Origin of the sequence: Rathayibacter sp. AY1A3 (assembly GCF_002930975.1) — a bacterium.
Classification (GTDB): Bacteria; Actinomycetota; Actinomycetes; order Actinomycetales; family Microbacteriaceae; genus Rathayibacter.
On sequence record NZ_PSTO01000030.1, the window covers coordinates 1 to 19664 of the forward strand.

Consider the following 19664-nt stretch of genomic DNA (forward strand, 5'->3'; position numbering starts at 1 on the left):
CACCCGCCTCATCGACCCCGCCCCGTCACTCCTGATCCCCCCGCTCACGGGGCAGGCGCCCGCCGCCGCCCGCGAGCCGACGCGGATCCTCGCGCGGTGACCCCCGGTCGAGGGACGCCTCGACCTCCGGAGCATGGGTGAAGATGGGCGGATGACATCCGTGGGGGGCGTTCCGGAGCTCAGGCTGGCCGTCGTCGACGACCAGCCCCTCTACCGGCACATGCTGTCGTCGCTGCTGCGCGCGGTGCCGGGCGTGCGGAGCGTCGTGGAGGCCGGATCCGCCACGGAGGCGCGGTCGGTGCTGCGGCCCGCGGAGCTCGACGTGGCGATCCTCGACATCGAGCTCGGCGACGGGGACGGCATCGAGCTCGGGCGCCGGCTGCGGTCCACCGCGCCGGGGCTGGGCATCGTCCTGCTCTCGGCCGTCGACGCGATGCACCGCTTCCTCCGCCTCGACCGCGCCGAGGCCCGCGGCTGGAGCTACCTCTCGAAGACCTCCTCCCTCTCCGCCCCCGCGCTGCTCGCCTCCGTCCGCGCGACGGCGGACGGCCGCACCGTGCTCGATCCGGCGCTGGTCGCCGCCCGCGCGGCCCGCCGCGACTCCCCGGTCGCCGCGCTGAGCCCGCGCCAGTACGAGGTGCTCTCGGGTCTCGCATCGGGGCTGACCAACGCCGCGATCGGCGAGCGCCTCGGCATCGCGGTCCGCTCGGTCGACAACCACGTCAACGCCGTCTACGCGTCCCTCGGCGTCCGCTCGGACGGCGAGCGCAACCCGCGGGTCGACGCGACGCTCCTCTTCCTCGAGCACACCGGATGAGCGCCGGCCCGCGCGACGCGCGCGAGGACAACCGCATCGTCCTCGGAGCGATGGCCCTCCTGGGCGGCGTGCTCTCGCTGCTGGCCGCGCTCCAGGCCGTCTTCGCGCTCGGGATGCTGTCGCGGACGCTGCGGGGCGTCGATCCGGGGCCGCTGCTCGACGTGACGACGCGCGTCCTGGTCAACGTGTCGACGATCGGGCTCGCGATCGCCCTGGTCGCAGTGCTGCGCCCCGAGCGCTCGACCGGCGGCGCCCGCGTGGCCCGGACGGCGGTCATCGCCGTGGGGATGGGCCTGGTCCGCTGCTGCCTCCAGGTGCTGACCGGCGTCTACCCGCTCTCGGCCCTCCCCGCTCTCGCGGTCGAGCTGGTCGTCGGATCCACGGTGATCGCGCTGATCACGGCCTACGGCTACCTGCTCGTGCGCGCGGCGCGGCGGGTTCGCGAGAAGGAGCGGGAGCACGCCCGCGCCTCCGTGCAGGCGCTCGAGGCGGTCCAGGCCCTGCAGCGGGAGGAGCTGCGGGTGCGCCGCGACGTCGCGCAGAGCCTGCACGGCGGCCTCCAGAACGGACTCGTGGTGCTGACCGCCGAGCTGCACGCGGTCGCGAGCACATCCGACGAGGCGGCCTCGGAGCGGCTGCTCGCCATCGCCGCCCGGCTCGACCGGCTCCGCGAGGACGAGGTGCGCGCGGTCGGCCACGCCCTCTACCCGGTCGAGATCGACCACGGCCTGGTCCCCGCCGTCCGCGACCTCGTCGCGCGCCTCCCTCCCGAGATCGCCGTCGACCTCGACCTCGGCCGCATCCCGGCGCTCGCCGCCGAGGGCGCCGAGCCGCCGCTCGACCAGCGGATGCTCCTGGTCCGGTTCCTGGAGGAGGCGGTCACCAACGCGCTGAAGCACGGCGGCGCCTCCTCGCTGCGGGTGCGCGGCGACGAGGAGGCGGGCGTCGTGGTGCTCACCCTCGACGACGACGGCCGCGGACTCGTCGAGGGGTCGACGCGCTCGGGCCTGGCGCGGCTGGAGCGGCAGCTCGCGGTCTACGGGGGCTCGTTGGAGCTCTCGGACTCGCCCGTGCTGGCGGGGGCGCGGTTGCGGGCGCGGCTCCCGCTGTCCGGCGCGGCGCCCGACGGGGACGGCGGCGGGGCGGAGTAGCGGGACGGGCGCTCGCGCCGTCCCTCGCGTCGAGCACAGGGCGGTCCGAGGGGCGGATTCATGCCGGACAGCGAGCCGTCTCCTCGTGCGCGCCCCTCACGCCGGGTAGACCAGCAGGTGCTCCGGAGCGACGGTGAAGCCTGCCTCGCGGCCGGGCGCGAGGTCGAGGCGCGCCGCGTCGGCCGCCGGGACGTCGGCGGTCAGGAGCGCGCTGCGCACCCGCACCGCGTCCCCCCGCTGCTCCACATCGGTGATCACGGCGCGGAGGCGTCCCTCTCCGACGGAGACGGCGGAGGGACGGACCGCGGCGAGCACCGCGGCACCGACCGCGACCGGCTCGGCCGCGACTCCGGACAGCTCGTGCCCGTCGGCGGTGCGCAGACCCGTCGCGGTGCGGACGCCCTCGAGCAGCTCGAGCCCGGCGAGCTCGGCGGTGAACGCGGTGCGCGGGCGCGTGAGGACGCGGGCGGTCGGCCCCTCCTCGACCACGCGGCCGCCGTGCAGCACCAGAACCCGGTCGGCGAGGGTCCAGGCGTCGAGCACGTCGTGGGTGACCACGATCGCCGAGCGGTCGGCGATCACCTCGCGGAGCATCCGGCGGAGGACGGGGGCGGTCCGGGCGTCGACCGCGGCCAGCGGCTCGTCGAGCAGCAGGAGGCGCGGGTCGGTCGCGAGGGCCCGGGCGAGGGCGACCCGCTGAGCCTGGCCGCCGGAGAGGCTCCCCGGGCGCCGGTCGGCCAGGTCGGCCACGCCCGCGGCGGCCAGCTCGCGCTCCGCCCGCTCGAGGGACCGCGCCCGTCCGGCGCCGGCGCTGCGCGGACCGAACGCCGCGTTCTCGCGGACGCTGAGGTGCGGGAACAGCAGCGGATCCTGCGCCAGCAGGGCGACGGGGCGCCGGTGCGGAGGAGTCCAGCGGCGGTCGTCGAAGAGCAGCGCGCCGCCGGCGGTCGCCCGCCCGGAGTCGGCGCGGACGAGGCCGGCGATCAACTCGAGCACGGTCGACTTGCCCGCGCCGTTGGGCCCGAGCAGCGCGATCGTCTCGCCCTCGGCCACGTCGATCCGCACATCGATCCCGCGCGCCGCGAGCCGCGCCTCCAGCAGCAGGCTCATCGCGGCACCCCCCGGGCGGAGCGGCCGTGCGCGAGACCGATCACGAGCACCGCGACCACCACGAGCACCAGCGCGAGGGCGACCGCCGCGTCCGGATCGCTCTCGCGCTGCAGGTAGATCTCGAGCGGGAGGGTGCGCGTCGTGCCCTCGAGGCTGCCGGCGAAGGTCAGCGTCGCCCCGAACTCGCCGAGCGCCCGCGCGAACGAGAGGATCGCGCCCGAGGCGAGGCCCGGCAGGATCAGCGGCAGCGTGATCCGCCGGAGCACCGTCCCGGGCGAGGCGCCGAGCGTCGCGGCGACCGACTCGTACCGCGCGCCGGCGCTCCGCAGCGCGCCCTCGAGCGTCAGCACCAGGAACGGCAGGGCCACGAAGGTCTGCGCGATCACGACGGCGGTGGTCGAGAACGCGATGCGGACGCCGAGGGCCTCCAGCGCGCCGCCGAGGAGGCCCATCCGCCCGAAGGTGAAGAGCAGCGCCAGCCCGCCGACCACCGGCGGCAGCACCAGCGGCAGCAGCACCAGCGAGCGGAGCAGGCGCTGGCCGGGGAAGGCCGTGCGGGCGAGCACGAGGGCCATCGGGGTGCCGAGCAGCAGGCAGAGCAGGGTCGCGACGGCGGAGGTGCGCAGGCTCAGCAGGAGCGCGGCGACGGAGGAGTCGGAGGTGATCAGCGGCAGGAACTGCGGCCAGTCGACGCGGGCGAGGATCGCGGCGAGCGGGAGCAGCACCAGCAGGGCGCCGAGCGCGGCGACGGCCACGACCCAGCGCGGCAGGCCGGACCCGGTGCGCATCAGCCGCGGGCGAGCGGCGTCTCGACGATGACCGTGGTCGCCTTGACCACTGCCACCGCGGGAGACCCGGGCTCGAGCCCGAGCTCGCGGACCGCCTCGCTGCTCATCAGCGAGACCACGCGGTGCGGACCGCACTGCAGCTCGACCTGCGCCATCACGGTGTCCATCACGATGCCGGTGACGATCCCGACGAAGCGGTTGCGGGCCGAGCGCGCGACCGGGGACGGATCCTCCGGCAGCACGGCGTTCGCGCGGGCGAGCCGGGCGACCTCGAGGCCGTCGACGACGCGTCTCCCGGACGCGTCCTTCGCGCTCTCGAGCGTCCCGTTCTCGATCCAGCGCCGCAGCGTGTCGTCGCTCACGCCGAGCGCGGCGGCGGCGTCCCTGATCCGTATCTGCGGCATGCCGTCGATCCTACGTCCGCGCCTGCGCCGCTCCCCGCCCATCCCCTCCCCGCGAGATGCCAGTTCGGTACGCCTCGCGCGGCGTGTCGCGTACCCAAGTGGAATCTCGCCCTCGCGCACGCCCGCGCCCCGCCCGTCCCCTCTCCGCGAGATGCCAGTTCGGTACGCCTCGCACGGCGTGTCGCGTACCCAAGTGGCATCTCGCGGAGAGGGACGGGGGGTCAGCGGCTGCGGGGCGCGGCGCCCGCGGTCGGCGCGGTGCGGGTGTCGACGCTCGCCGTGAGTGCCGCGGAGTAGCCGGACGCCGGGCTGCCGGACATCGTCGCGAGCTGCAGGGCTCCGCCGTCGTCGCCGAAGACGGAGTCGGTGTCCAGGCCGACCCGGGCGAGGTTCGCGGCCGAGCCCGCGTACGCGTCGAGGGCGTAGACAGCGGTGCACGCCTCCTCCTGCAGGGCGACCTGCGAGGTCGCGATCGCGTTCGACGCGTCGGCGATCGAGTCCACCCCCGGGTACACCTCGAAGTGGATGTGCGGCCAGCGGCCGGAGTAGCAGGCCGGGACGATCGAGACGAAGGAGACGACGCCCGACGCGTCGGCGACCTGTACGCCGCGGAGGTACGTCTCGTCCTCGACACCGCTGGAGTACATCGAGTAGTCCCCGTGCGCGTCGCAGTGCCAGACGTACACGGCGGCTCCGGCGAACGGCACGCCCCCGCTCGCCGCGTCGAGGATCGTCAGAGTGAGCGCCAGGGGGACCCCGTCGGCCGTCGCGCCGCCGCCGATGCTGGTCCGCAGGTCGCTGCGGACGATCCCGGAGCGCTCGAGGACGTCGACCCCGTTCGAGCCGTCGCCCGGGTAGGGGCCGGCCGTCTCGTCGGGGATCTCGCCGGCGACCGCGGTGCCGGCCCCGGCCGTGGCGGTCGCGGTGGGAGTCGCGGTGGCGGTCGCGGCTGCGGAGGAGGCGGATCCCGGTCCTCCTGTGGAGCACGCCGCGAGCCCGAGGGTCGCCGCCCCCGCGCCGACCAGCGTCAGCACGCCGCGCCGCGAGAAGAGGGTGCCCACGTCGAACGGGAGGCCCTGGTCGACCACCTCCTCCTCGGGGCGGTCGAGCCGGCGGCCCTCGTAGGCCGGTCCGTCGGGCGTGCTGCGGGGCTCCGGGATGCGGGTCATGGTCGTGCTCCTCGTCGATCGTGGTGTCCGTCGCGAGCAACCCTGGCGGCCGGGGCTCTGCGCCTCCGATGACCGTCCTACGACCCTCCTATGACCGACCTGCCGACCGCCCTGCAGGCCTCCTCCGACGCCGCGACGCCTCTCACGGCGCTCCGAACCCGGCCGCCGCGAGCGCCGCGCGTCCGGCGTCGGAGGCGACGTACGCGACGAAGGCCGCCGCCGTGGCCGGGTCGCCCGCTCCGGTCAGCGCCGCGATCGGGTACGTGTTCACCGCCTCCGAGGCCTCGGCGAAGGGGATGCCGGTGACCGAGCCCGCGGCCCCGCGGACGTCGGTCGCGTAGACGAGCCCGGCGTCCGCTTCGCCTGAGGACACCTTGCCGAGCACGTCGGTGACCGACGACTCCTCGCTCACGGGGGAGATGTCGACCCCGGCGGCCTGCTCGACCGCGACGGCCGCTGCTCCGCACGGCACCTGCGGCGCGCAGACGACGGTGGCGGTCCCGGGCCGGGCGAGGTCGGCGAGCGAGGCGACCTGCGCCGGGTTGCCGGGAGGCACGGCGATCTCGAGCGTGTTCGTGGCGATGTCGACCGGGTCCCCGTCGACGAGCCCGGCCTCGGCGACGGTGGACATCGTGCGCTCGTCGGCGGAGGCGAAGACGTCGGCCGGGGCGCCGTTGACGATCTGCGTCGCGAGGTCGGAGGAGCCGGCGAAGGAGAGCTCGACCTGCGCTCCGGGCTCGGCGGCCTCGAACCCCGTGGCGAGCTCGGTGAACGCGCCCTTCAGCGAGGCGGCGGCGAAGACCGTGAGGGAGCCGCCGACCGAGGACGTCGCGCCGCCGGGGGCCGCATCGCCGGCGGGGGTCGACGGAGCGGAGCAGCCCGCGAGCAGGAGGAGCGCGGCAGCGGCCGGGACGAGGGGGAGCAGGCGACGACGCACGGGGACCTCCGGATCAAGAGTCCGCAGATGCGGCGGACAGCTGATCCTAAGACCTCAGGTGCGGAGAAGGGCTGTAAGTGGGGCTTCACATACGGCGGAGAGACGATCCGAGGATCGGACCGGCCGGGCGACGCGCCTGCGCGAGGACCGACGGGCCGCGCGACGCACAGCGGCGGGCGGACCGCAGCCCTCCGGCTCCGGCCCGCCCGCCGCTCGTCGCGGCCGCCTCGACGGCGGTCCTCCGCTCAGCCCTGCGGCGGCGAGTAGAACTGGAGGTCGTTGCCCTCCGAGTCCTTGAAGGGGAGGATGCGGCCCCACTCGTGGTCGCTGATCTCACCCTCGATCGACGCGCCCCGCGCCGTGAGGCGCTCCAGCTCGTCCTCGATCGAGCCCTCGGGCTGGAACGAGATGACCGCCCCGCCCTGCTCCGCGACCGTGGCCGACTCGCGGGCGTTCAGGCCGATCATCAGCCCGCCGGCGTCCAGCTCCGACCAGTCGTCCGAGGTGTCCTTGACCTCGAGGCCGAGCGTGTCGCGGTAGAACGCGACCGCCCGCTCCATGTCCGTGACGGGGACCCAGACCGTTGCGACTCCTGATGCCATGTCGTGCTCCTTCGCTCGATGATGCCGTTCCTCCGACGCTAGGTCGGGGACGCCCGGAGCGGGGGCCCTTGCGCCGACGCGCGGAGGCTGCTCTCGCGCGGGCGCCTCCCCGCCGAGACGCCGCTCCTCGCCGGCGTCCCGGCGCGCAGCGGGACGTCTCCGCCCGGCCTCCGCGCGAACGCTCCCCGCCTCAGCGCTCGGCGACGAAGCGGTGCACCACCGCGAGGTCCTCGTCGCCGAGGCCGGCGTCGACCAGGTCGCGGAACACGGTGCGGAGCGTGCCGAGCAGCGGAGCGGAGGTGCCCGTCGCCTCCGCCTCGTCGGCCGCGGCCCGCAGGTCCTTGTCCATGAAGGAGGCGACGCCGGTCGGCGTGTAGTCGCGGGCGACCAGGGCGGCGCGCTTGGTCTCGAGCACGCGGCTGCCCGCGTAGCCGCCCTGCAGCAGGGCGAGCAGCGTGTCGAGGTCGAGGCCGGAGCGCTCGGCGATGACGGCGGCCTCCGCGATCGCGGTCATGGTCGCGGCGACGACGAGCTGGTTGCAGGCCTTCGCCACCTCGCCGGCGCCGAGCGGCCCGAGGCGGACGGCGGTCCCGCAGGCGGACAGCACGGGCAGCACCCGGGCGACGTCCTCCTCCGCCCCGCCGACCATGATCGAGAGGGTCCCCGCCTCGGCGCCCTCGGTGCCGCCGCTGACGGGGGCGTCGACGAGGCGGAGCCGCGGGTGGCGTCCCGCCAGCTCGCGCAGGCCGGAGGCGGACACGCTGGAGCAGACGACGAGCACGAGGTCCGACCCCGCGGCGAGCACTCCCTCTTCTCCCTCGAGCACCTCCTCGAGCTGCGGCAGGTCCGGCACCATCACGATCAGCACGTCCGAGGCGGCGGCGAGCGAGCGGGCGGAGTCGTGCCACTGCGCCTCGGGGACGGCGCGGCGGGCGCGGTCGGCGGACGCGGGGCGCGCCGTGATCCCGAGCGGGACGCCGGCGGCGACGAGGCGCCGGGCCATCGGGGCGCCCATGCTCCCGAGCCCGATGAAGCCAGTGCGCGCGGGCGGGAGGGCGGCGGTCGTGGTGTCCGGCATGCGCCCAGCATATCGAACACGGTTCACAGGAGTGAAGTAAGGTGGGCGCGGGCCGATCCGGGGGAGAGCCTCCCGCACCGTCCCGCGAAGGGACACCCGTGACCGATCGCCTCCGCGTCGTCATCGCCTCGCCGCTCAGCCCCGAGCTGATCGCCCGCATCGTCGAGCTCGAGCCGCGCCTCGACGTCGTCGCCGACCAGAGCCTCCTCCCTCCGATGCGCCACCCGGGCGACCACGGCGGAGACCCCTCCTTCCGGCGCACCCCGGAGCAGCAGCGCGCCTTCGACGAGCTCGTCGACTCCGCCGACGTGCTCTACGGCGTGCCGGACGAGACCCCCGCCGCCCTCGCGCGCACGGCGGCCGCGAATCCGCGCCTCCGCTGGGTGCAGACGATGCCCGCGGGCGGAGGCGCGCAGGTGCGGGCCGCGGGGCTCGACGACGCGCAGCTCGAGCGCATCGCGTTCTCCACTTCGGCGGGAGTCCACTCCGAGCCGCTCGCCGAGTTCGGGGTCTTCGGACTCCTGGCCGGCGCCAAGTCCCTCCCGCGCCTCCAGTCCCTCCAGCGCGAGCGCGTCTGGGGCGGCCGGTGGACGATGGGGCTGATCTCGGAGCAGACGGTCCTGATCGTGGGGCTCGGCGCGATCGGGCGCGCGACGGCCCGGAAGCTCCAGCAGCTCGGCGCCCGCGTGATCGGCACGAGCCGCCACGAGACCGAGGTGGAGCACGTCGACGAGATCGTCGCCCCCGACGCGATCGCGGAGGTGGCGGGCCGGATCGACGGGGTCGTCGTCACGCTCCCCGGCACCGCCGCCACCGAGAAGCTGGTCGGCTCCGAGTTCTTCGCCGCGCTTCGCCCCGGCGCCTCGTTCGTCAGCGTCGGCCGCGGGACGGTCGTCGACGAGGAGGCGCTGCTCGCCGCCCTCGACGACGGCCGCGTCGGCTTCGCCGCGCTCGACGTGGTGGCGGAGGAGCCGCTCGAGCAGAGCAGCCCGCTCTGGAGCCACCCGAGCGTCCTGATCAGCCCCCACACCGCGGCGCTGAACGTCGCGGAGGACCGCCTGATCGCCGAGCTCTTCGCGCGCAACGCCACCCGCTTCCTCGACGGGGAGCCCCTGATCAACCGAGTCGATACGGTGGAGTTCTACTGATCCCGCCCCCGGAAGAGGACGCCATGGCCCGCCCCGATGCGCCCCCGACGACGGTCGACTCCGACAGGGGCTCGGGCGCCCCGGCCGTGTCGCGCGCCATGCGGATCCTCGACCTCCTCGCCGACGCGGGCGGACCGCGCACGCTGACGGACATCGCCCGCGAGCTCGGGATCGCCAAGTCGTCGACCTCGAACCTCTGCGCCGCGCTCGAGGAGGGCCGGCTCATCCGCCGCGTCGGCTCCGGCTTCCTCCTCGGCCGGCGCACCGTCGAGCTCGGCAGCCACTACCTCGCCGGCTTCGACCCGGTGCGCGAGTTCTACCGGCTCTGCGAGGAGTCGCCGGTGCTCTCGCATCAGCTGGTGCAGATCGCGCTGCTCGACGGCACGCGGGTCCTCTACCTGGCGGTGCACGAGGGGCGGGAGCGGTTCGCGCTCTCCGCGAGCGTCGGCGACCGGTACCCCGCCTCCGCCACGGCCGTCGGAACGGCGCTCCTGGCCGAGCTCGACGACAGCGAGATCGCCGAGCGCTTCGCCGACGACCGCGACATCGTCGTCTTCACCGACCGGTCCACGTCCTCGACCCGCGAGCTGCTCCGCAAGGTCGCCGCGGCGCGCGTGCGCGGCTACGCGATCGACGACGGCGAGCTGCACCCCAGCGTCCTGGGCGTCGCCGTCGCGGTCCCGGCCGCCACCCGCTCCGATCTCTCGGTCGCGGTCGGCGTCTCGCTGGTCCGGCCGGTCGGCGACGATCAGGAGGAGGTCGTCGCGGCCCTCCGCGAGGCCGCCGCGGCGCTCGGCCGCCCGCCCCTCGTCGCCGGAGCACCCGCCTGACGCTTCGCCGTCCATTCCGTTGAATCCCGTTCACTGGGCTGTTACGCTCGGCCCATCCCGCCTCCGCGGGCCGGAGTGAGCGAGGCACCGTGGCGACCAGCAGAACGAGCAGCACGAGCAGCAGCACCGGCGTCGAGCCGAGGGGCGTCCGCTGATGCGCCTCGCGCGGATCCGGGCCGAGGACGGACCGGCCGTCGTCCTCCAGGTCGCGGGGGAGTGGCGCGAGATCGCGGACGCCTTCGCCGCGGAGCCGGTCGAGACGGGCCGCCGCTGGCCCGTCGATGGCGCGCACCTGCTGGCCCCGGTGGAGCCCCGCGTCATCCTCGGCATGGCGCACAACGGCTCCGCGGCCGACCGGCTGCTGCCGCCGCAGGCCTTCCACAAGACCGCGCACACGCTGGCCGGGCCCGGCGACCCGATCGTCCTCGACGAGGGCATCGGCCCGGTGGTCGTCGAGGGCGAGCTCGCCCTGGTCATCGGCCGCACCGCGCGGCACCTCACGCCCGAGGACGCGCTCGCGCACGTGCTCGGAGCGACGGTCGCGAACGACGTCACCGCTCCCGGGATGATCGCCGCCGACGGCCTCTTCCTCCAGGGCAAGAACGGCGACGGCTGGACGCCGCTCGGACCGTGGATCGAGACCGGAGTCGACGTCGACGCGGTCGGCATCACGGTGAGCGTCGACGGGGAGGTGCGGGCCGTCTCCTCGACCGACCGCCTCGGCTGGCGCGCCGCCGAGATCCTGGTGCACCTCACCTCCCACCTCACGCTCCACCCGGGGAACGTCGTCCTCACCGGCTCGCCCGGCACGGCCGTCGAGGTCGGGCCCGGCCAGGAGGTGCTGATCGTCCTCGACGGGATCGGGGCGCTCGCGAGCCGCACCGTCGCGGGCCCTCCGCGCGCGGCGCCTCCGCAGCCCTGACATCCGCTCCGACCCTCTGGAGGAACCGTGCTCTTCGACCTGACCGACCGCGTGGCGCTCGTCACCGGATCCAGCCGCGGCATCGGCCGCGCCGTCGCCACCGGCCTCGCCGAGGCGGGCGCCACCGTCGTCCTGAACGGCCTCGACCCCGAGCGCCTCGAGGCCGCCCGCGCCGAGCTCGCGGAGCGGTTCCCCGGCACGGACGACCGCCCGCGGATCCACGCCCGCGCCTTCGACGTCGCCGACGACGCGGCCGCCGAGGCGGGCGTCGCCTGGATCGAGGAGGCGGTGGGCCCGCTGCGCATCCTGGTCAACAACGCCGGCGTCCAGCACCGCGTGCCCCTGCTCGAACTCGAGGTCGCCGACTGGGAGCGGGTGCTGCGCACGAACCTCACCAGCGCCTTCGTGGTCGGCCGGGCGGCGGCGAAGCGGATGATCCCGCGCGGCGCCGGGAAGATCGTCAACGTCGCCTCGGTGCAGGCCGATCTCGCGCGGCCGACGATCGCGCCCTACACCGCCTCGAAGGGCGGGATCCGCAACCTCACCCGCGCGATGACGGCGGAGTGGGCGCAGCACGGCATCCAGGTCAACGCGATCGCTCCGGGGTACATCCACACCGAGATGACGCAGGGCCTCGTCGACGACGTGGCGTTCAACAGCTGGATCCTCGGCCGCACGCCCGCCGCGCGCTGGGGCCGCGTCGAGGACCTGATCGGCCCCGCCGTCTGGCTCGCCTCCGACGGCTCGGACTACGTCAACGGGCAGGTCGTCTTCATCGACGGCGGCATGACCGTCGTCGTCTGAGCCACCCCTCGACCCACCGAACGGAACCCGCATGACCGCGCTCGTCCCCGACTCCACCACCCGCGTCGTCGTCCACGCCGCCGGCGACCTCCGCGTCGAGGAGGCGCCGCTCGCGCCGCGCGGCCCCGGCGAGGCCCTCGTCGCCGTCGCGTACGGCGGGATCTGCGGCTCCGATCTGCACTACTGGACGCACGGCGCCGCGGGCGAGTCGATCCTCCGCGAGCCGCTGACGCTCGGCCACGAGGTGGTCGGCACGGTCGTCGAGGCAGCGGCGGACGGCTCCGGACCCCCTGTCGGCGCGGCCGTCGCCGTGCACCCCGCGACCGCTCGCGGCGAGTGGCCCGACGGGCGGCCGAACCTCGCGACCGAGGGCACCTACCTGGGCAGCGCCGCGCGGATGCCGCACACCCAGGGCGCGTTCGCCCGCCACGCGGTGCTGCCGGCGCGCATGCTCCGCGAGCTGCCCGCCGGCCTCGGGCTCCGGGAGGCGGCGCTCGCGGAGCCGGCGAGCGTCGCCTGGCACGCGGTGTCGCGCGCGGGTGAAGTGTCGGGACGGCGCGCGCTGGTGATCGGCAGCGGCCCGATCGGGGCGCTGATCGTCGCCGTGCTGAGGCGGGCGGGGGCGGCCGAGATCGTCGCCGTCGACCTGGCCGAGGAGCCCCTTGCGATCGCCCGCGCGGTCGGCGCGACCCGGACGATCCGCGCGACCGACGCCGACGCGATCGCCGAGGTCGCGGCCGACGTCGTCTTCGAGTCCTCGGGCAGCCCGCGCGGCCTCGGTTCGGCCGTCCGGGGCGCCGCCCGCGGCGGCACCGTCGTGATGGTGGGACTCCTCCCCTCGGGCGAGCAGCCGGCCCTGATCTCGCTCGCGATCACCCGGGAGCTGCGCCTGATCGGCTCCTTCCGCTTCGTCGACGAGATCGACGAGGTGCTGGCGGCGCTCGCCGACGGGAGCCTCGCGGTGGCGCCGGTGGTCACGCAGGTGCTGCCGCTGGAGCGCGCGCTCGAGGCCTTCGAGCTCGCCCGCGACGCCTCGCGCTCGAGCAAGGTGCTGCTCGACTTCACCCCGTGACGGGCGCTCGAGGCGCCTCCGGAGGGTCGGGATCGCCCGAGCGTTCGGGGTTCCCTCGGACGGCGGCGCCGCCGGAGCACTACCGTTGCACCATGGCGTCCACCGATACCCCCGATTCCGCCCCCGAAGCCGACACCGCTTCCGAGAGCGCCCCCACGCTCACCTTCTCCGACCTCGGTCTCTCCGACCCGGTCCTCAAGGCCCTCAAGGAGGTCGGCTACGAGACGCCCTCGGCCATCCAGGCCGCGACGATCCCGTCCCTCCTCTCCGGCCGCGACGTCCTCGGCGTCGCCCAGACCGGCACCGGCAAGACCGCGGCGTTCGCGCTGCCGATCCTCTCGCGCCTCGACGTCTCGCAGAAGACGCCGCAGGCCCTCGTGCTGGCCCCGACCCGCGAGCTCGCGCTGCAGGTGTGCGAGGCGTTCGAGCGCTACGCGTCCGGCCTCCGCGGCGTCCACGTCCTCCCCGTCTACGGCGGCCAGGGCTACGGCACCCAGCTCTCCGCGCTCCGCCGCGGCGTCCACGTCGTCGTCGGCACCCCCGGCCGCATCATGGACCACCTCGAGAAGGGCACCCTCGACCTCTCGCAGCTGAAGTTCCTGGTGCTCGACGAGGCCGACGAGATGCTCAAGATGGGCTTCGCGGAGGACGTCGAGACGATCCTCGCCGACACCCCCGTCGAGAAGCAGATCGCGCTGTTCTCGGCGACGATGCCCGCGCAGATCCGCCGCATCTCCGGCAAGTACCTGAAGGAGCCGGAGGAGATCACGGTCAAGAACAAGACCACGACCTCCGTCAACACCACCCAGCGCTATCTGATGGTGTCGTACCCGCAGAAGGTCGACGCCCTCACCCGCATCCTCGAGGTCGAGAACTTCGAGGGCATGATCGTGTTCGTCCGCACGAAGAGCGAGACGGAGACGCTGGCCGAGAAGCTGCGCGCCCGCGGCTACACCGCGGCGGCGATCAGCGGAGACGTGGCCCAGGCCCAGCGCGAGCGCACCGTCGAGCAGCTGAAGTCGGGCAAGCTCGACATCCTCGTCGCGACCGACGTCGCCGCCCGCGGCCTCGACGTCGAGCGCATCAGCCACGTCGTCAACTACGACATCCCGATCGACACCGAGTCGTACGTCCACCGCATCGGCCGCACCGGCCGCGCGGGGCGCAGCGGAGCGGCGATCAGCTTCGTCACGCCGCGCGAGCGCCGCCTCCTCGCCGCCATCGAGAAGGCCACCCGCCAGCCGCTGACCGAGATGCGGATGCCGAGCGTCGAGGACGTCAACGTCACCCGCCTCTCGCGCTTCGACGACGCGATCACCGCGGCGCTCGCCGACACCGAGCGCCTGCAGCGCTTCCGCGACATCATCGGCCACTACGTCGAGCACCACGACGTGGTCGAGTCGGACGTCGCCGCCGCGCTGGCCATCGTCGCGCAGGGCGAGGAGCCGCTGCTGCTCTCGCCCGACGACCCCCGCTTCGCCCGTCGCGAGCGCGAGGACCGCGACTCCCGGCCCGACCGCGGCGACCGCCCCGAGCGCGGCGACCGCTTCGACCGCGGCGGCGACAGGGGCGAGCGTCCCGAGCGCCGTCAGCGCCCGGCGAACAGCAACCTCGCCTCGTACCGGATCGAGGTCGGCCGCCGCCAGCGCGTCGAGCCCCGCCAGATCGTGGGCGCGCTCGCGAACGAGGGCGGCCTCAACCGCGGCGACTTCGGGCACATCGACATCCGCCCGGACTTCTCGATCGTGGAGCTGCCGGCCGACCTGCCCCAGGACGTGCTCGACCGCCTCGCCGACACCCGCATCAGCGGCCAGCTGATCGAGCTGAAGCCGGACCGCCGTCCGAGCCGCGCCGGCGCCGACCGCGGCGCACGCCCCAGCGGCCCGAGCCGCTCGAGCGAGCGCCCGGAGCGCAAGCCGCGCTACTGACGCCTCCCGCCCCGGCGGACGGCACTCCGCGAGACGCCACTCCGGTACAGCGACACCCGCGTGTCGCGTACCGGGGTGGCGTTTCGCATCCGTGCGGGGGGCGGCCTCAGCGGCGCAGGACGCGGCGGGCCAGCACGTTGCCGAGCAGCTGCACCAGCTGCACGATCACGATGATCACGAGCACCGCGGCCCAGGTGACGACCGGCTCGAACTGCCGGTAGCCGTACTGGATCGCGAAGTTGCCGAGCCCGCCGGCGCCGATGTATCCGGCGACCGCCGACATGTCGATCACGGCGACGAACACGAACGTGTAGCCGAGGATCAGCGGACCGAGCGCCTCCGGCAGCAGCACCGTGCGGACGATCCGGAACCGGCTCGCTCCGACCGACCGCGCCGCCTCGATCACGCCGGGCTGCACGGTCAGCAGGTTCTGCTCCACGATCCGCCCGATGCCGAAGGCGGCGCCGAGCGAGAGGGTGAAGACGATGGCGTCCGTGCCGATGCCGGAGCCGACCACCAGCCGGGCCAGCGGCTGGGCCGCGGCGATGAAGATGATGAACGGGATCGGCCGGAACACGTTCACGATCACGTTGAGCAGTCCGTGGACCACCCGGTTCGCGTAGAGGGCGCCGCCGCGGGTGAGCGCGAGGCCCAGTCCGATCAGCAGTCCGCCGAGCCCGCCGAAGAGGAGGCTCAGCGCGACGATGTAGAGCGTCTCGCCGGTCGCCTGGACGAGCTTGGGCAGGAGCGGGATCAGCTCGTTCATCGGGGCACCTCCGTGAGGGCGACGCGTCCGCCGAGGCGGGCGAGGAGGGGGTCGACGACGCCGTCCGGCGCGTCGAGGGCGACCGTGAGGTGGCCGAAGGCCCGCCCGCGGACGTCGGTGATGCCGCCGTAGACGAGCTCGAGCGGCACGCCGGCGGCCGCGACCTCGGCGAAGACGTCGCCCTGGGAGGCGGAGTCGTCCGAGAACGAGAGCGTGACCAGCCGGCCGCGGTGGCGCGCGCGCAGCACGGCCGCCTCCGCGGGCGAGGGCACCGAGCGGACGACCGTGGAGACGAAGCGGCGGGTGACCGGCTCGCGCGGGGCCGAGAACACCTCGAAGACGGGCCCGCGCTCCACGATGCGGCCCGACTCCATCACCGCGACCTTCGTCGCGAGCTGCTGGACCACGTCCATCTCGTGGGTGATCACGACGATGGTGACGCCCAGCTCCTCATTGATGCGGCGGAGGAGGGCGAGCACCTCGCCGGTGGTGTCCGGGTCGAGCGCGCTGGTGGCCTCGTCGGCCAGCAGGATGCGCGGGGAGGCGGCGAGGGCGCGGGCGATGCCGACGCGCTGCTTCTGCCCGCCCGAGAGCTGCTCCGGGTGGCTGCGCGCCTTGTCGCTCAGGCCGACGAAGCGGAGCATCTCGTCGACGCGGGCGCGCTGCTCCGCGCGCGGGACGCCCGCGACCTGCAGCGGGTAGGCGACGTTCTGCCCCACGGTCTTCGAGCCGAACAGGTTGAACTGCTGGAAGATCATCCCGATCCCCAGGCGCAGCCGGCGCAGCTCGCGCTCGGGCAGGCCCACGGTCTCGCGGCCGTCGATCTCGATGCTGCCGCTGGTCGCGGGCTCGAGGGCGTTGACGAGGCGCGCGAGCGTGCTCTTGCCGGCGCCGGAGTAGCCGATCACGCCGTAGACGTCGCCCGCCTCGATCTCGAGGCTCACGCCGTCGACGGCCGCGGTCGGGGCGGCGCCGCGCCCTGCGCCGGGGTACACCTTGCGCACGTCGGTCATGCGGATGAGCGGCACGGGGCGCCCTTTCTGTTGCGGGGGAGGCGCGGGACCGCGCCGGTGGGGAGCTCCGCGAGCGGAGGACCCGACCGGCGCGGTGCCGCGGATGCCGGAGTCAGGAGGCGGCGGAGATGTCGGTCTCGGCGGACTCGAGCGAGGTCTCCAGCTCGGAGGCGGGCGTCTTCAGGAAGACCGCGGTGCCGCCGGACTGCTCCGAGACGCCGTCGAGCACGTCCTGGCTGTCCTGGTAGATCGAGACGAGCTTCGTGTAGGTCTCGTTCTCGGCGTCGTCGGCCCGGGCGGCGAAGATGTTCGTGTAGAGCAGGGAGGCGGGGTCGCTCGGGTCGTCCTGGGCGATCGCGTCCGAGGCCTTGAGGCCCGCGTTCTCGATGAAGTCGTTGTTGATGATCGCGGCGGCCACGTCCGGGAGCGACGTCGGGGTGAGGGAGGCCTCGAGCGCGGTGACCTCCACCTTCGAGGAGGACTCGACGTCGTCGACGTTCGAGAGCACTCCGCCGCCGTCCTTCAGCTCGACGAGCCCGGCCGACTGCAGCACCAGCAGCGCGCGCGCCTGATTGGTCTCGTCGTTGGGGATCGCGACGGTGGAACCGGTGGGGATGTCCGCGACGTCGTCGTACTGCGAGGAGTAGAGGCCGAGCGGGTAGATCGCGGTCGCGCCGATCGGCACGAGGTCGGCGTCGGCCGAGGTGTTGTACTGCGCCAGGTAGGCGATGTGCTGGAACTGGTTGAGGTCGATCTCGCCCTCGGTGAGGGCGGGGTTGGGCTGGTTGTAGTCGCTGAAGTCGACGATCTCGACGTCGATCCCGGCGGCGGCGGCGGCCTTCTCGTAGGTGGCCCAGTAGGGGTCGCTCGCGCCGACTACGCCGATGCGGACGGTGTCGTCGCCACCGCCCGCGCCGGAGCAGCCGGCGAGGAGGAGGGCGGCGGAGGCGGCGATCGCGGAGGTCGCGAGGAGTCGGGTGCGCAGGGTCATGGCTGTGGGGATCCTTCCGTGGAGAGGATCCGGGCACTCGGCGCCGACCGGGCGGTGCTGGTCACCGCCGGCGCTGCGACCGGCCTCCGGTCGCTCGGCGCCGCGACTGCGCGGATCCCGGGGATCACCTTACGAAGGCGGTCGGACCCGCGCGGAACCCGCGCGTAACACGGCGACTCGGAGGCAGCGGAGGTGCCCGCTCACCGCCAGAGCGCGGCGTGGCGGCCGCTCAGCGCGGGATCGCGCCGTGCCGCGCGCACGAGCTCTCGAGAGCGCTGGGGCTGCTGCTCAGCGCCTGAGCGCGCCGTGGCGGCCGCTCAGCTCGCGAGCGCGCCGTCCTCGCCCGCCGACGCCTCGTGCTTGGCGATCCGCTTCGCGATCGCGTCGCGCTCGGCCCGGAGCGACGCGATGGTCGGCTTGTCCAGGCGGGGGTCGGCCAGGTCGGCGAAGGGGCTCGCGGCGCCGGTGCGCGCGGACACGAGCGCGGCGTACGCCTTCGTCGCGGCGCGGAGCTCGGCTCCCGCCCGTTCGACCTTCCGCGGCTTCGACTCCTTGTCCGAGACGAGTCGGGCGTGCTTGTCGAGGGCGTCTACCAGCGCGCGATGCGCGGCGTCAATCTTCTTGCTCATAGGCGCATTATGGCGCAGGATCGGCGCACGGCGCCGAACGCGTCCCGCACCAGCCCTCCGTGCCCCTTCGCGAGAGGCCGCTCGGGTGCGCGACACGCAGGGGAGGCGTACCGGAGCGGCATCTCGCGGGGAGGGGACGGGCGGGTCAGCGGGCGACCGGCGTGGAGACGGACGACGCGCCGGCGCTGGTGGCCACCGCGTCGAGGACTCGCTGCACGTCGAGGGCGTCGGCGAAGGTGGGCGTGACCGCCGTGCCGCCGGCGATCGCCTCGACGAGGTCGACGACCTGGTGCGTGAAGAGGTGCTCGTAGCCGATGCCGTGCCCGGTCGGCCACCACGCCGCCATGTACGGGTGCGCCGGCTCGGTGACCTGGATGCGCCGGAAGCCCTGCGCCTCCTCGGGGTCGCGGGCGTCGTAGTACTCGAGCTCGTTCATCCGCTCGAAGTCGAACGCGATCGAGCCGAGCTCGCCGTTCACCTCGATCCGGTTGGCGTTGCGGCGGCCGGTCGCGACGCGGGTCGCCTCGAAGACGCCCAGGGCACCGCCCTCGAAGGAGGCGGTGAAGGCCGCGGCGTCGTCGACGGTCACGGCGCCGCGCGGGGCGTCGGCACCGGCGCGGCCGCCGAGGCCGACCTGCTCGCTGAGCACGGGGCGCTCGGTGGTGAAGGTGCGCAGCGTCGCCGAGACCGAGGTGATGCCGCGGCCGGTCAGCCACTGGGCGGTGTCGATGCTGTGCGCGCCGATGTCGCCGAGGGCGCCCGAGCCGGCGCGCTCCTTCTGCAGGCGCCAGGTCAGCGGCGCCTCGGAGTCGGACAGCCAGTCCTGCAGGTACTGGGCGCGCACGTGGCGGATGTCGCCGAGGCGGCCCTCCTCGATGAAGCGCTTGGCGAGGGCGAGGGCCGGAGTGCGGCGGTAGCTGAAGCCGCACATCGCAACCTTCCCGGAGGCGGCGGCCGCGGCGACCATCCGCTCCGCCTCCTCGACGGAGTTGGCGAGTGGCTTCTCGCACAGCACGTGCTTGCCGGCCTCGAGGGCCGCGATGGCGATCTCGGCGTGGGTGTCGCCCGGGGTGCAGATGTCGACGAGGTCGATGTCGTCGCGGGCGATGACGGCCCGCCAGTCGGTGGAGGCCTCGCTCCAGCCCAGCCGCTCGGCGCGCTCGGCGGTCGAGTCGGGGTTGCTCCCCACGAGCACGGCGAGCTCGGGGCGGAGGGGGAGGGGGAAGAAGCGGGAGGCGGTGCGCCAGGCGTGCGAGTGGGTGCGGCCCATGAAGGCGGTCCCCACCATCGCGACGCGCAGGGCTCGGTCGTTCGACATCGTCGTCCTTTCGTCGGCCGTACGACCCTGCCACGGGTCGGGGCGCGGGCGCTACCGCGCTCGGCGAGGCCGCCTCCGGGGCGACGCGCCCGGGCTGCACGGACATGAGCGCGTTCATAGGGTTCGGAGAGCGCTCTATCACGGACGGAATGTCTCAACCGCCGCCGTCAGATGTCGCGTAATCCCG

The 19664-nt window shown here is 74.5% G+C and carries 20 protein-coding genes; 8 read left to right on the forward strand and 12 right to left on the reverse strand.

Annotation, left to right across the window (positions count from 1 at the left end):
• The first annotated feature begins 151 nt into the window (after positions 1 to 151).
• Together C5C10_RS13140 and C5C10_RS13145 are read left to right on the forward strand one after the other, a co-directional pair.
• Positions 152 to 817 (forward strand): response regulator transcription factor, encoded by a 666-nt coding sequence (locus C5C10_RS13140; protein ID WP_104237929.1) that lies wholly within the window; start codon positions 152 to 154, stop codon positions 815 to 817.
• Positions 814 to 1968: a sensor histidine kinase gene (locus C5C10_RS13145; protein ID WP_104329449.1), complete on the forward strand. Its 1155-nt coding sequence runs from the start codon at positions 814 to 816 to the stop codon at positions 1966 to 1968. Before C5C10_RS13140 ends, C5C10_RS13145 begins: the two co-directional genes overlap by 4 nt.
• A 96-nt stretch (positions 1969 to 2064) precedes the next feature.
• On the opposite strand, the gene C5C10_RS13150 is transcribed toward C5C10_RS13145, so the two are convergent.
• From C5C10_RS13150 to C5C10_RS13180, 7 genes are all read right to left on the reverse strand, one after another.
• The gene (locus tag C5C10_RS13150; RefSeq protein ID WP_104329450.1) at positions 2065 to 3078 is read right to left on the reverse strand and encodes a sulfate/molybdate ABC transporter ATP-binding protein; all 1014 of its coding nucleotides are present in this window, start codon (positions 3076 to 3078) and stop codon (positions 2065 to 2067) included.
• The gene (locus C5C10_RS13155) at positions 3075 to 3866 is read right to left on the reverse strand and encodes an ABC transporter permease (RefSeq protein ID WP_104222446.1); all 792 of its coding nucleotides are present in this window, start codon (positions 3864 to 3866) and stop codon (positions 3075 to 3077) included. The genes C5C10_RS13150 and C5C10_RS13155 overlap by 4 nt, the downstream gene beginning before the upstream one ends.
• Complete coding sequence (locus C5C10_RS13160; RefSeq protein WP_104222447.1) at positions 3866 to 4270, reverse strand: molybdopterin-binding protein; 405 nt, start codon at positions 4268 to 4270, stop codon at positions 3866 to 3868. Before C5C10_RS13160 ends, C5C10_RS13155 begins: the two co-directional genes overlap by 1 nt.
• Positions 4271 to 4491: 221 nt before the next feature.
• Positions 4492 to 5439: an intradiol ring-cleavage dioxygenase gene (locus tag C5C10_RS13165; protein WP_104329451.1), complete on the reverse strand. Its 948-nt coding sequence runs from the start codon at positions 5437 to 5439 to the stop codon at positions 4492 to 4494.
• 142 nt (positions 5440 to 5581) lie between these two features.
• Positions 5582 to 6376 carry a molybdate ABC transporter substrate-binding protein gene (gene modA, locus C5C10_RS13170; protein WP_104329452.1) on the reverse strand — a complete coding sequence of 265 codons (795 nt, stop codon included), beginning with the start codon at positions 6374 to 6376 and terminating at the stop codon, positions 5582 to 5584.
• A 245-nt stretch (positions 6377 to 6621) separates the two neighbouring features.
• Entirely contained in the window at positions 6622 to 6978 is a 357-nt protein-coding gene (locus C5C10_RS13175; RefSeq protein ID WP_104233520.1) for a VOC family protein, read from the reverse strand.
• A 190-nt stretch (positions 6979 to 7168) separates the two neighbouring features.
• Entirely contained in the window at positions 7169 to 8056 is an 888-nt protein-coding gene (locus tag C5C10_RS13180) for an NAD(P)-dependent oxidoreductase (protein ID WP_104329453.1), read from the reverse strand.
• A gap of 98 nt (positions 8057 to 8154) precedes the next feature.
• On the opposite strand from C5C10_RS13180, the gene C5C10_RS13185 reads away from it, so the two are divergent.
• The 6 genes from C5C10_RS13185 (at position 8155) to C5C10_RS13210 (ending at position 14760) form a co-directional block, all read left to right on the forward strand.
• The gene (locus C5C10_RS13185) at positions 8155 to 9204 is read left to right on the forward strand and encodes a D-2-hydroxyacid dehydrogenase (RefSeq protein ID WP_258060578.1); all 1050 of its coding nucleotides are present in this window, start codon (positions 8155 to 8157) and stop codon (positions 9202 to 9204) included.
• Between the two features lie 23 nt (positions 9205 to 9227).
• Entirely contained in the window at positions 9228 to 10034 is an 807-nt protein-coding gene (locus tag C5C10_RS13190; RefSeq protein WP_104329455.1) for an IclR family transcriptional regulator, read from the forward strand.
• A gap of 154 nt (positions 10035 to 10188) precedes the next feature.
• Positions 10189 to 10956, forward strand: coding sequence for a fumarylacetoacetate hydrolase family protein (locus tag C5C10_RS13195; RefSeq protein WP_104329456.1), 768 nt, complete (start codon positions 10189 to 10191; stop codon positions 10954 to 10956).
• Between the two features lie 27 nt (positions 10957 to 10983).
• Positions 10984 to 11760, forward strand: coding sequence for an SDR family oxidoreductase (locus C5C10_RS13200; protein WP_104329457.1), 777 nt, complete (start codon positions 10984 to 10986; stop codon positions 11758 to 11760).
• A 31-nt stretch (positions 11761 to 11791) separates the two neighbouring features.
• Positions 11792 to 12832: an L-idonate 5-dehydrogenase gene (locus tag C5C10_RS13205; protein WP_104329458.1), complete on the forward strand. Its 1041-nt coding sequence runs from the start codon at positions 11792 to 11794 to the stop codon at positions 12830 to 12832.
• Positions 12833 to 12924: 92 nt separating this feature from the next.
• On the forward strand, positions 12925 to 14760 hold the full coding sequence (locus C5C10_RS13210; RefSeq protein ID WP_104237941.1) for a DEAD/DEAH box helicase: 1836 nt from the start codon (positions 12925 to 12927) through the stop codon (positions 14758 to 14760).
• A gap of 106 nt (positions 14761 to 14866) precedes the next feature.
• Here the strand turns inward: C5C10_RS13210 and C5C10_RS13215 are convergent, their stop codons facing one another.
• From C5C10_RS13215 to C5C10_RS13235, 5 genes are all read right to left on the reverse strand, one after another.
• The gene (locus C5C10_RS13215) at positions 14867 to 15526 is read right to left on the reverse strand and encodes a methionine ABC transporter permease (protein ID WP_104233527.1); all 660 of its coding nucleotides are present in this window, start codon (positions 15524 to 15526) and stop codon (positions 14867 to 14869) included.
• A complete protein-coding gene (locus tag C5C10_RS13220; RefSeq protein WP_258060579.1) occupies positions 15523 to 16554 on the reverse strand; it encodes a methionine ABC transporter ATP-binding protein in 1032 nt (343 codons plus the stop codon). Before C5C10_RS13220 ends, C5C10_RS13215 begins: the two co-directional genes overlap by 4 nt.
• Positions 16555 to 16651: 97 nt before the next feature.
• Complete coding sequence (locus C5C10_RS13225; RefSeq protein ID WP_104329459.1) at positions 16652 to 17530, reverse strand: MetQ/NlpA family ABC transporter substrate-binding protein; 879 nt, start codon at positions 17528 to 17530, stop codon at positions 16652 to 16654.
• A 317-nt stretch (positions 17531 to 17847) separates the two neighbouring features.
• Positions 17848 to 18159, reverse strand: coding sequence for a hypothetical protein (locus tag C5C10_RS13230; protein ID WP_104233529.1), 312 nt, complete (start codon positions 18157 to 18159; stop codon positions 17848 to 17850).
• 145 nt (positions 18160 to 18304) lie between these two features.
• The gene (locus tag C5C10_RS13235; RefSeq protein WP_104226598.1) at positions 18305 to 19477 is read right to left on the reverse strand and encodes a Gfo/Idh/MocA family protein; all 1173 of its coding nucleotides are present in this window, start codon (positions 19475 to 19477) and stop codon (positions 18305 to 18307) included.
• Positions 19478 to 19664: the final 187 nt, after the last annotated feature.

Excerpts from the sequence above, each read along its gene's own strand:
- C5C10_RS13160 (WP_104222447.1), bottom strand. The coding sequence starts at position 4,270 with ATGCCGCAGATACGGATCAGGGACGCCGCCGCCGCGCTCGGCGTGAGC.
- C5C10_RS13225 (WP_104329459.1), bottom strand. The coding sequence starts at position 17,530 with ATGACCCTGCGCACCCGACTCCTCGCGACCTCCGCGATCGCCGCCTCC.
- C5C10_RS13195 (WP_104329456.1), top strand. The coding sequence starts at position 10,189 with ATGCGCCTCGCGCGGATCCGGGCCGAGGACGGACCGGCCGTCGTCCTC.
- C5C10_RS13210 (WP_104237941.1), top strand. The coding sequence starts at position 12,925 with ATGGCGTCCACCGATACCCCCGATTCCGCCCCCGAAGCCGACACCGCT.
- C5C10_RS13145 (WP_104329449.1), top strand. The coding sequence starts at position 814 with ATGAGCGCCGGCCCGCGCGACGCGCGCGAGGACAACCGCATCGTCCTC.
- C5C10_RS13155 (WP_104222446.1), bottom strand. The coding sequence starts at position 3,866 with ATGCGCACCGGGTCCGGCCTGCCGCGCTGGGTCGTGGCCGTCGCCGCG.
- C5C10_RS13215 (WP_104233527.1), bottom strand. The coding sequence starts at position 15,526 with ATGAACGAGCTGATCCCGCTCCTGCCCAAGCTCGTCCAGGCGACCGGC.
- C5C10_RS13230 (WP_104233529.1), bottom strand. The coding sequence starts at position 18,159 with ATGAGCAAGAAGATTGACGCCGCGCATCGCGCGCTGGTAGACGCCCTC.
- C5C10_RS13235 (WP_104226598.1), bottom strand. The coding sequence starts at position 19,477 with ATGTCGAACGACCGAGCCCTGCGCGTCGCGATGGTGGGGACCGCCTTC.
- C5C10_RS13175 (WP_104233520.1), bottom strand. The coding sequence starts at position 6,978 with ATGGCATCAGGAGTCGCAACGGTCTGGGTCCCCGTCACGGACATGGAG.
- C5C10_RS13165 (WP_104329451.1), bottom strand. The coding sequence starts at position 5,439 with ATGACCCGCATCCCGGAGCCCCGCAGCACGCCCGACGGACCGGCCTAC.
- C5C10_RS13140 (WP_104237929.1), top strand. The coding sequence starts at position 152 with ATGACATCCGTGGGGGGCGTTCCGGAGCTCAGGCTGGCCGTCGTCGAC.
- C5C10_RS13150 (WP_104329450.1), bottom strand. The coding sequence starts at position 3,078 with ATGAGCCTGCTGCTGGAGGCGCGGCTCGCGGCGCGCGGGATCGATGTG.
- C5C10_RS13180 (WP_104329453.1), bottom strand. The coding sequence starts at position 8,056 with ATGCCGGACACCACGACCGCCGCCCTCCCGCCCGCGCGCACTGGCTTC.
- C5C10_RS13190 (WP_104329455.1), top strand. The coding sequence starts at position 9,228 with ATGGCCCGCCCCGATGCGCCCCCGACGACGGTCGACTCCGACAGGGGC.
- C5C10_RS13205 (WP_104329458.1), top strand. The coding sequence starts at position 11,792 with ATGACCGCGCTCGTCCCCGACTCCACCACCCGCGTCGTCGTCCACGCC.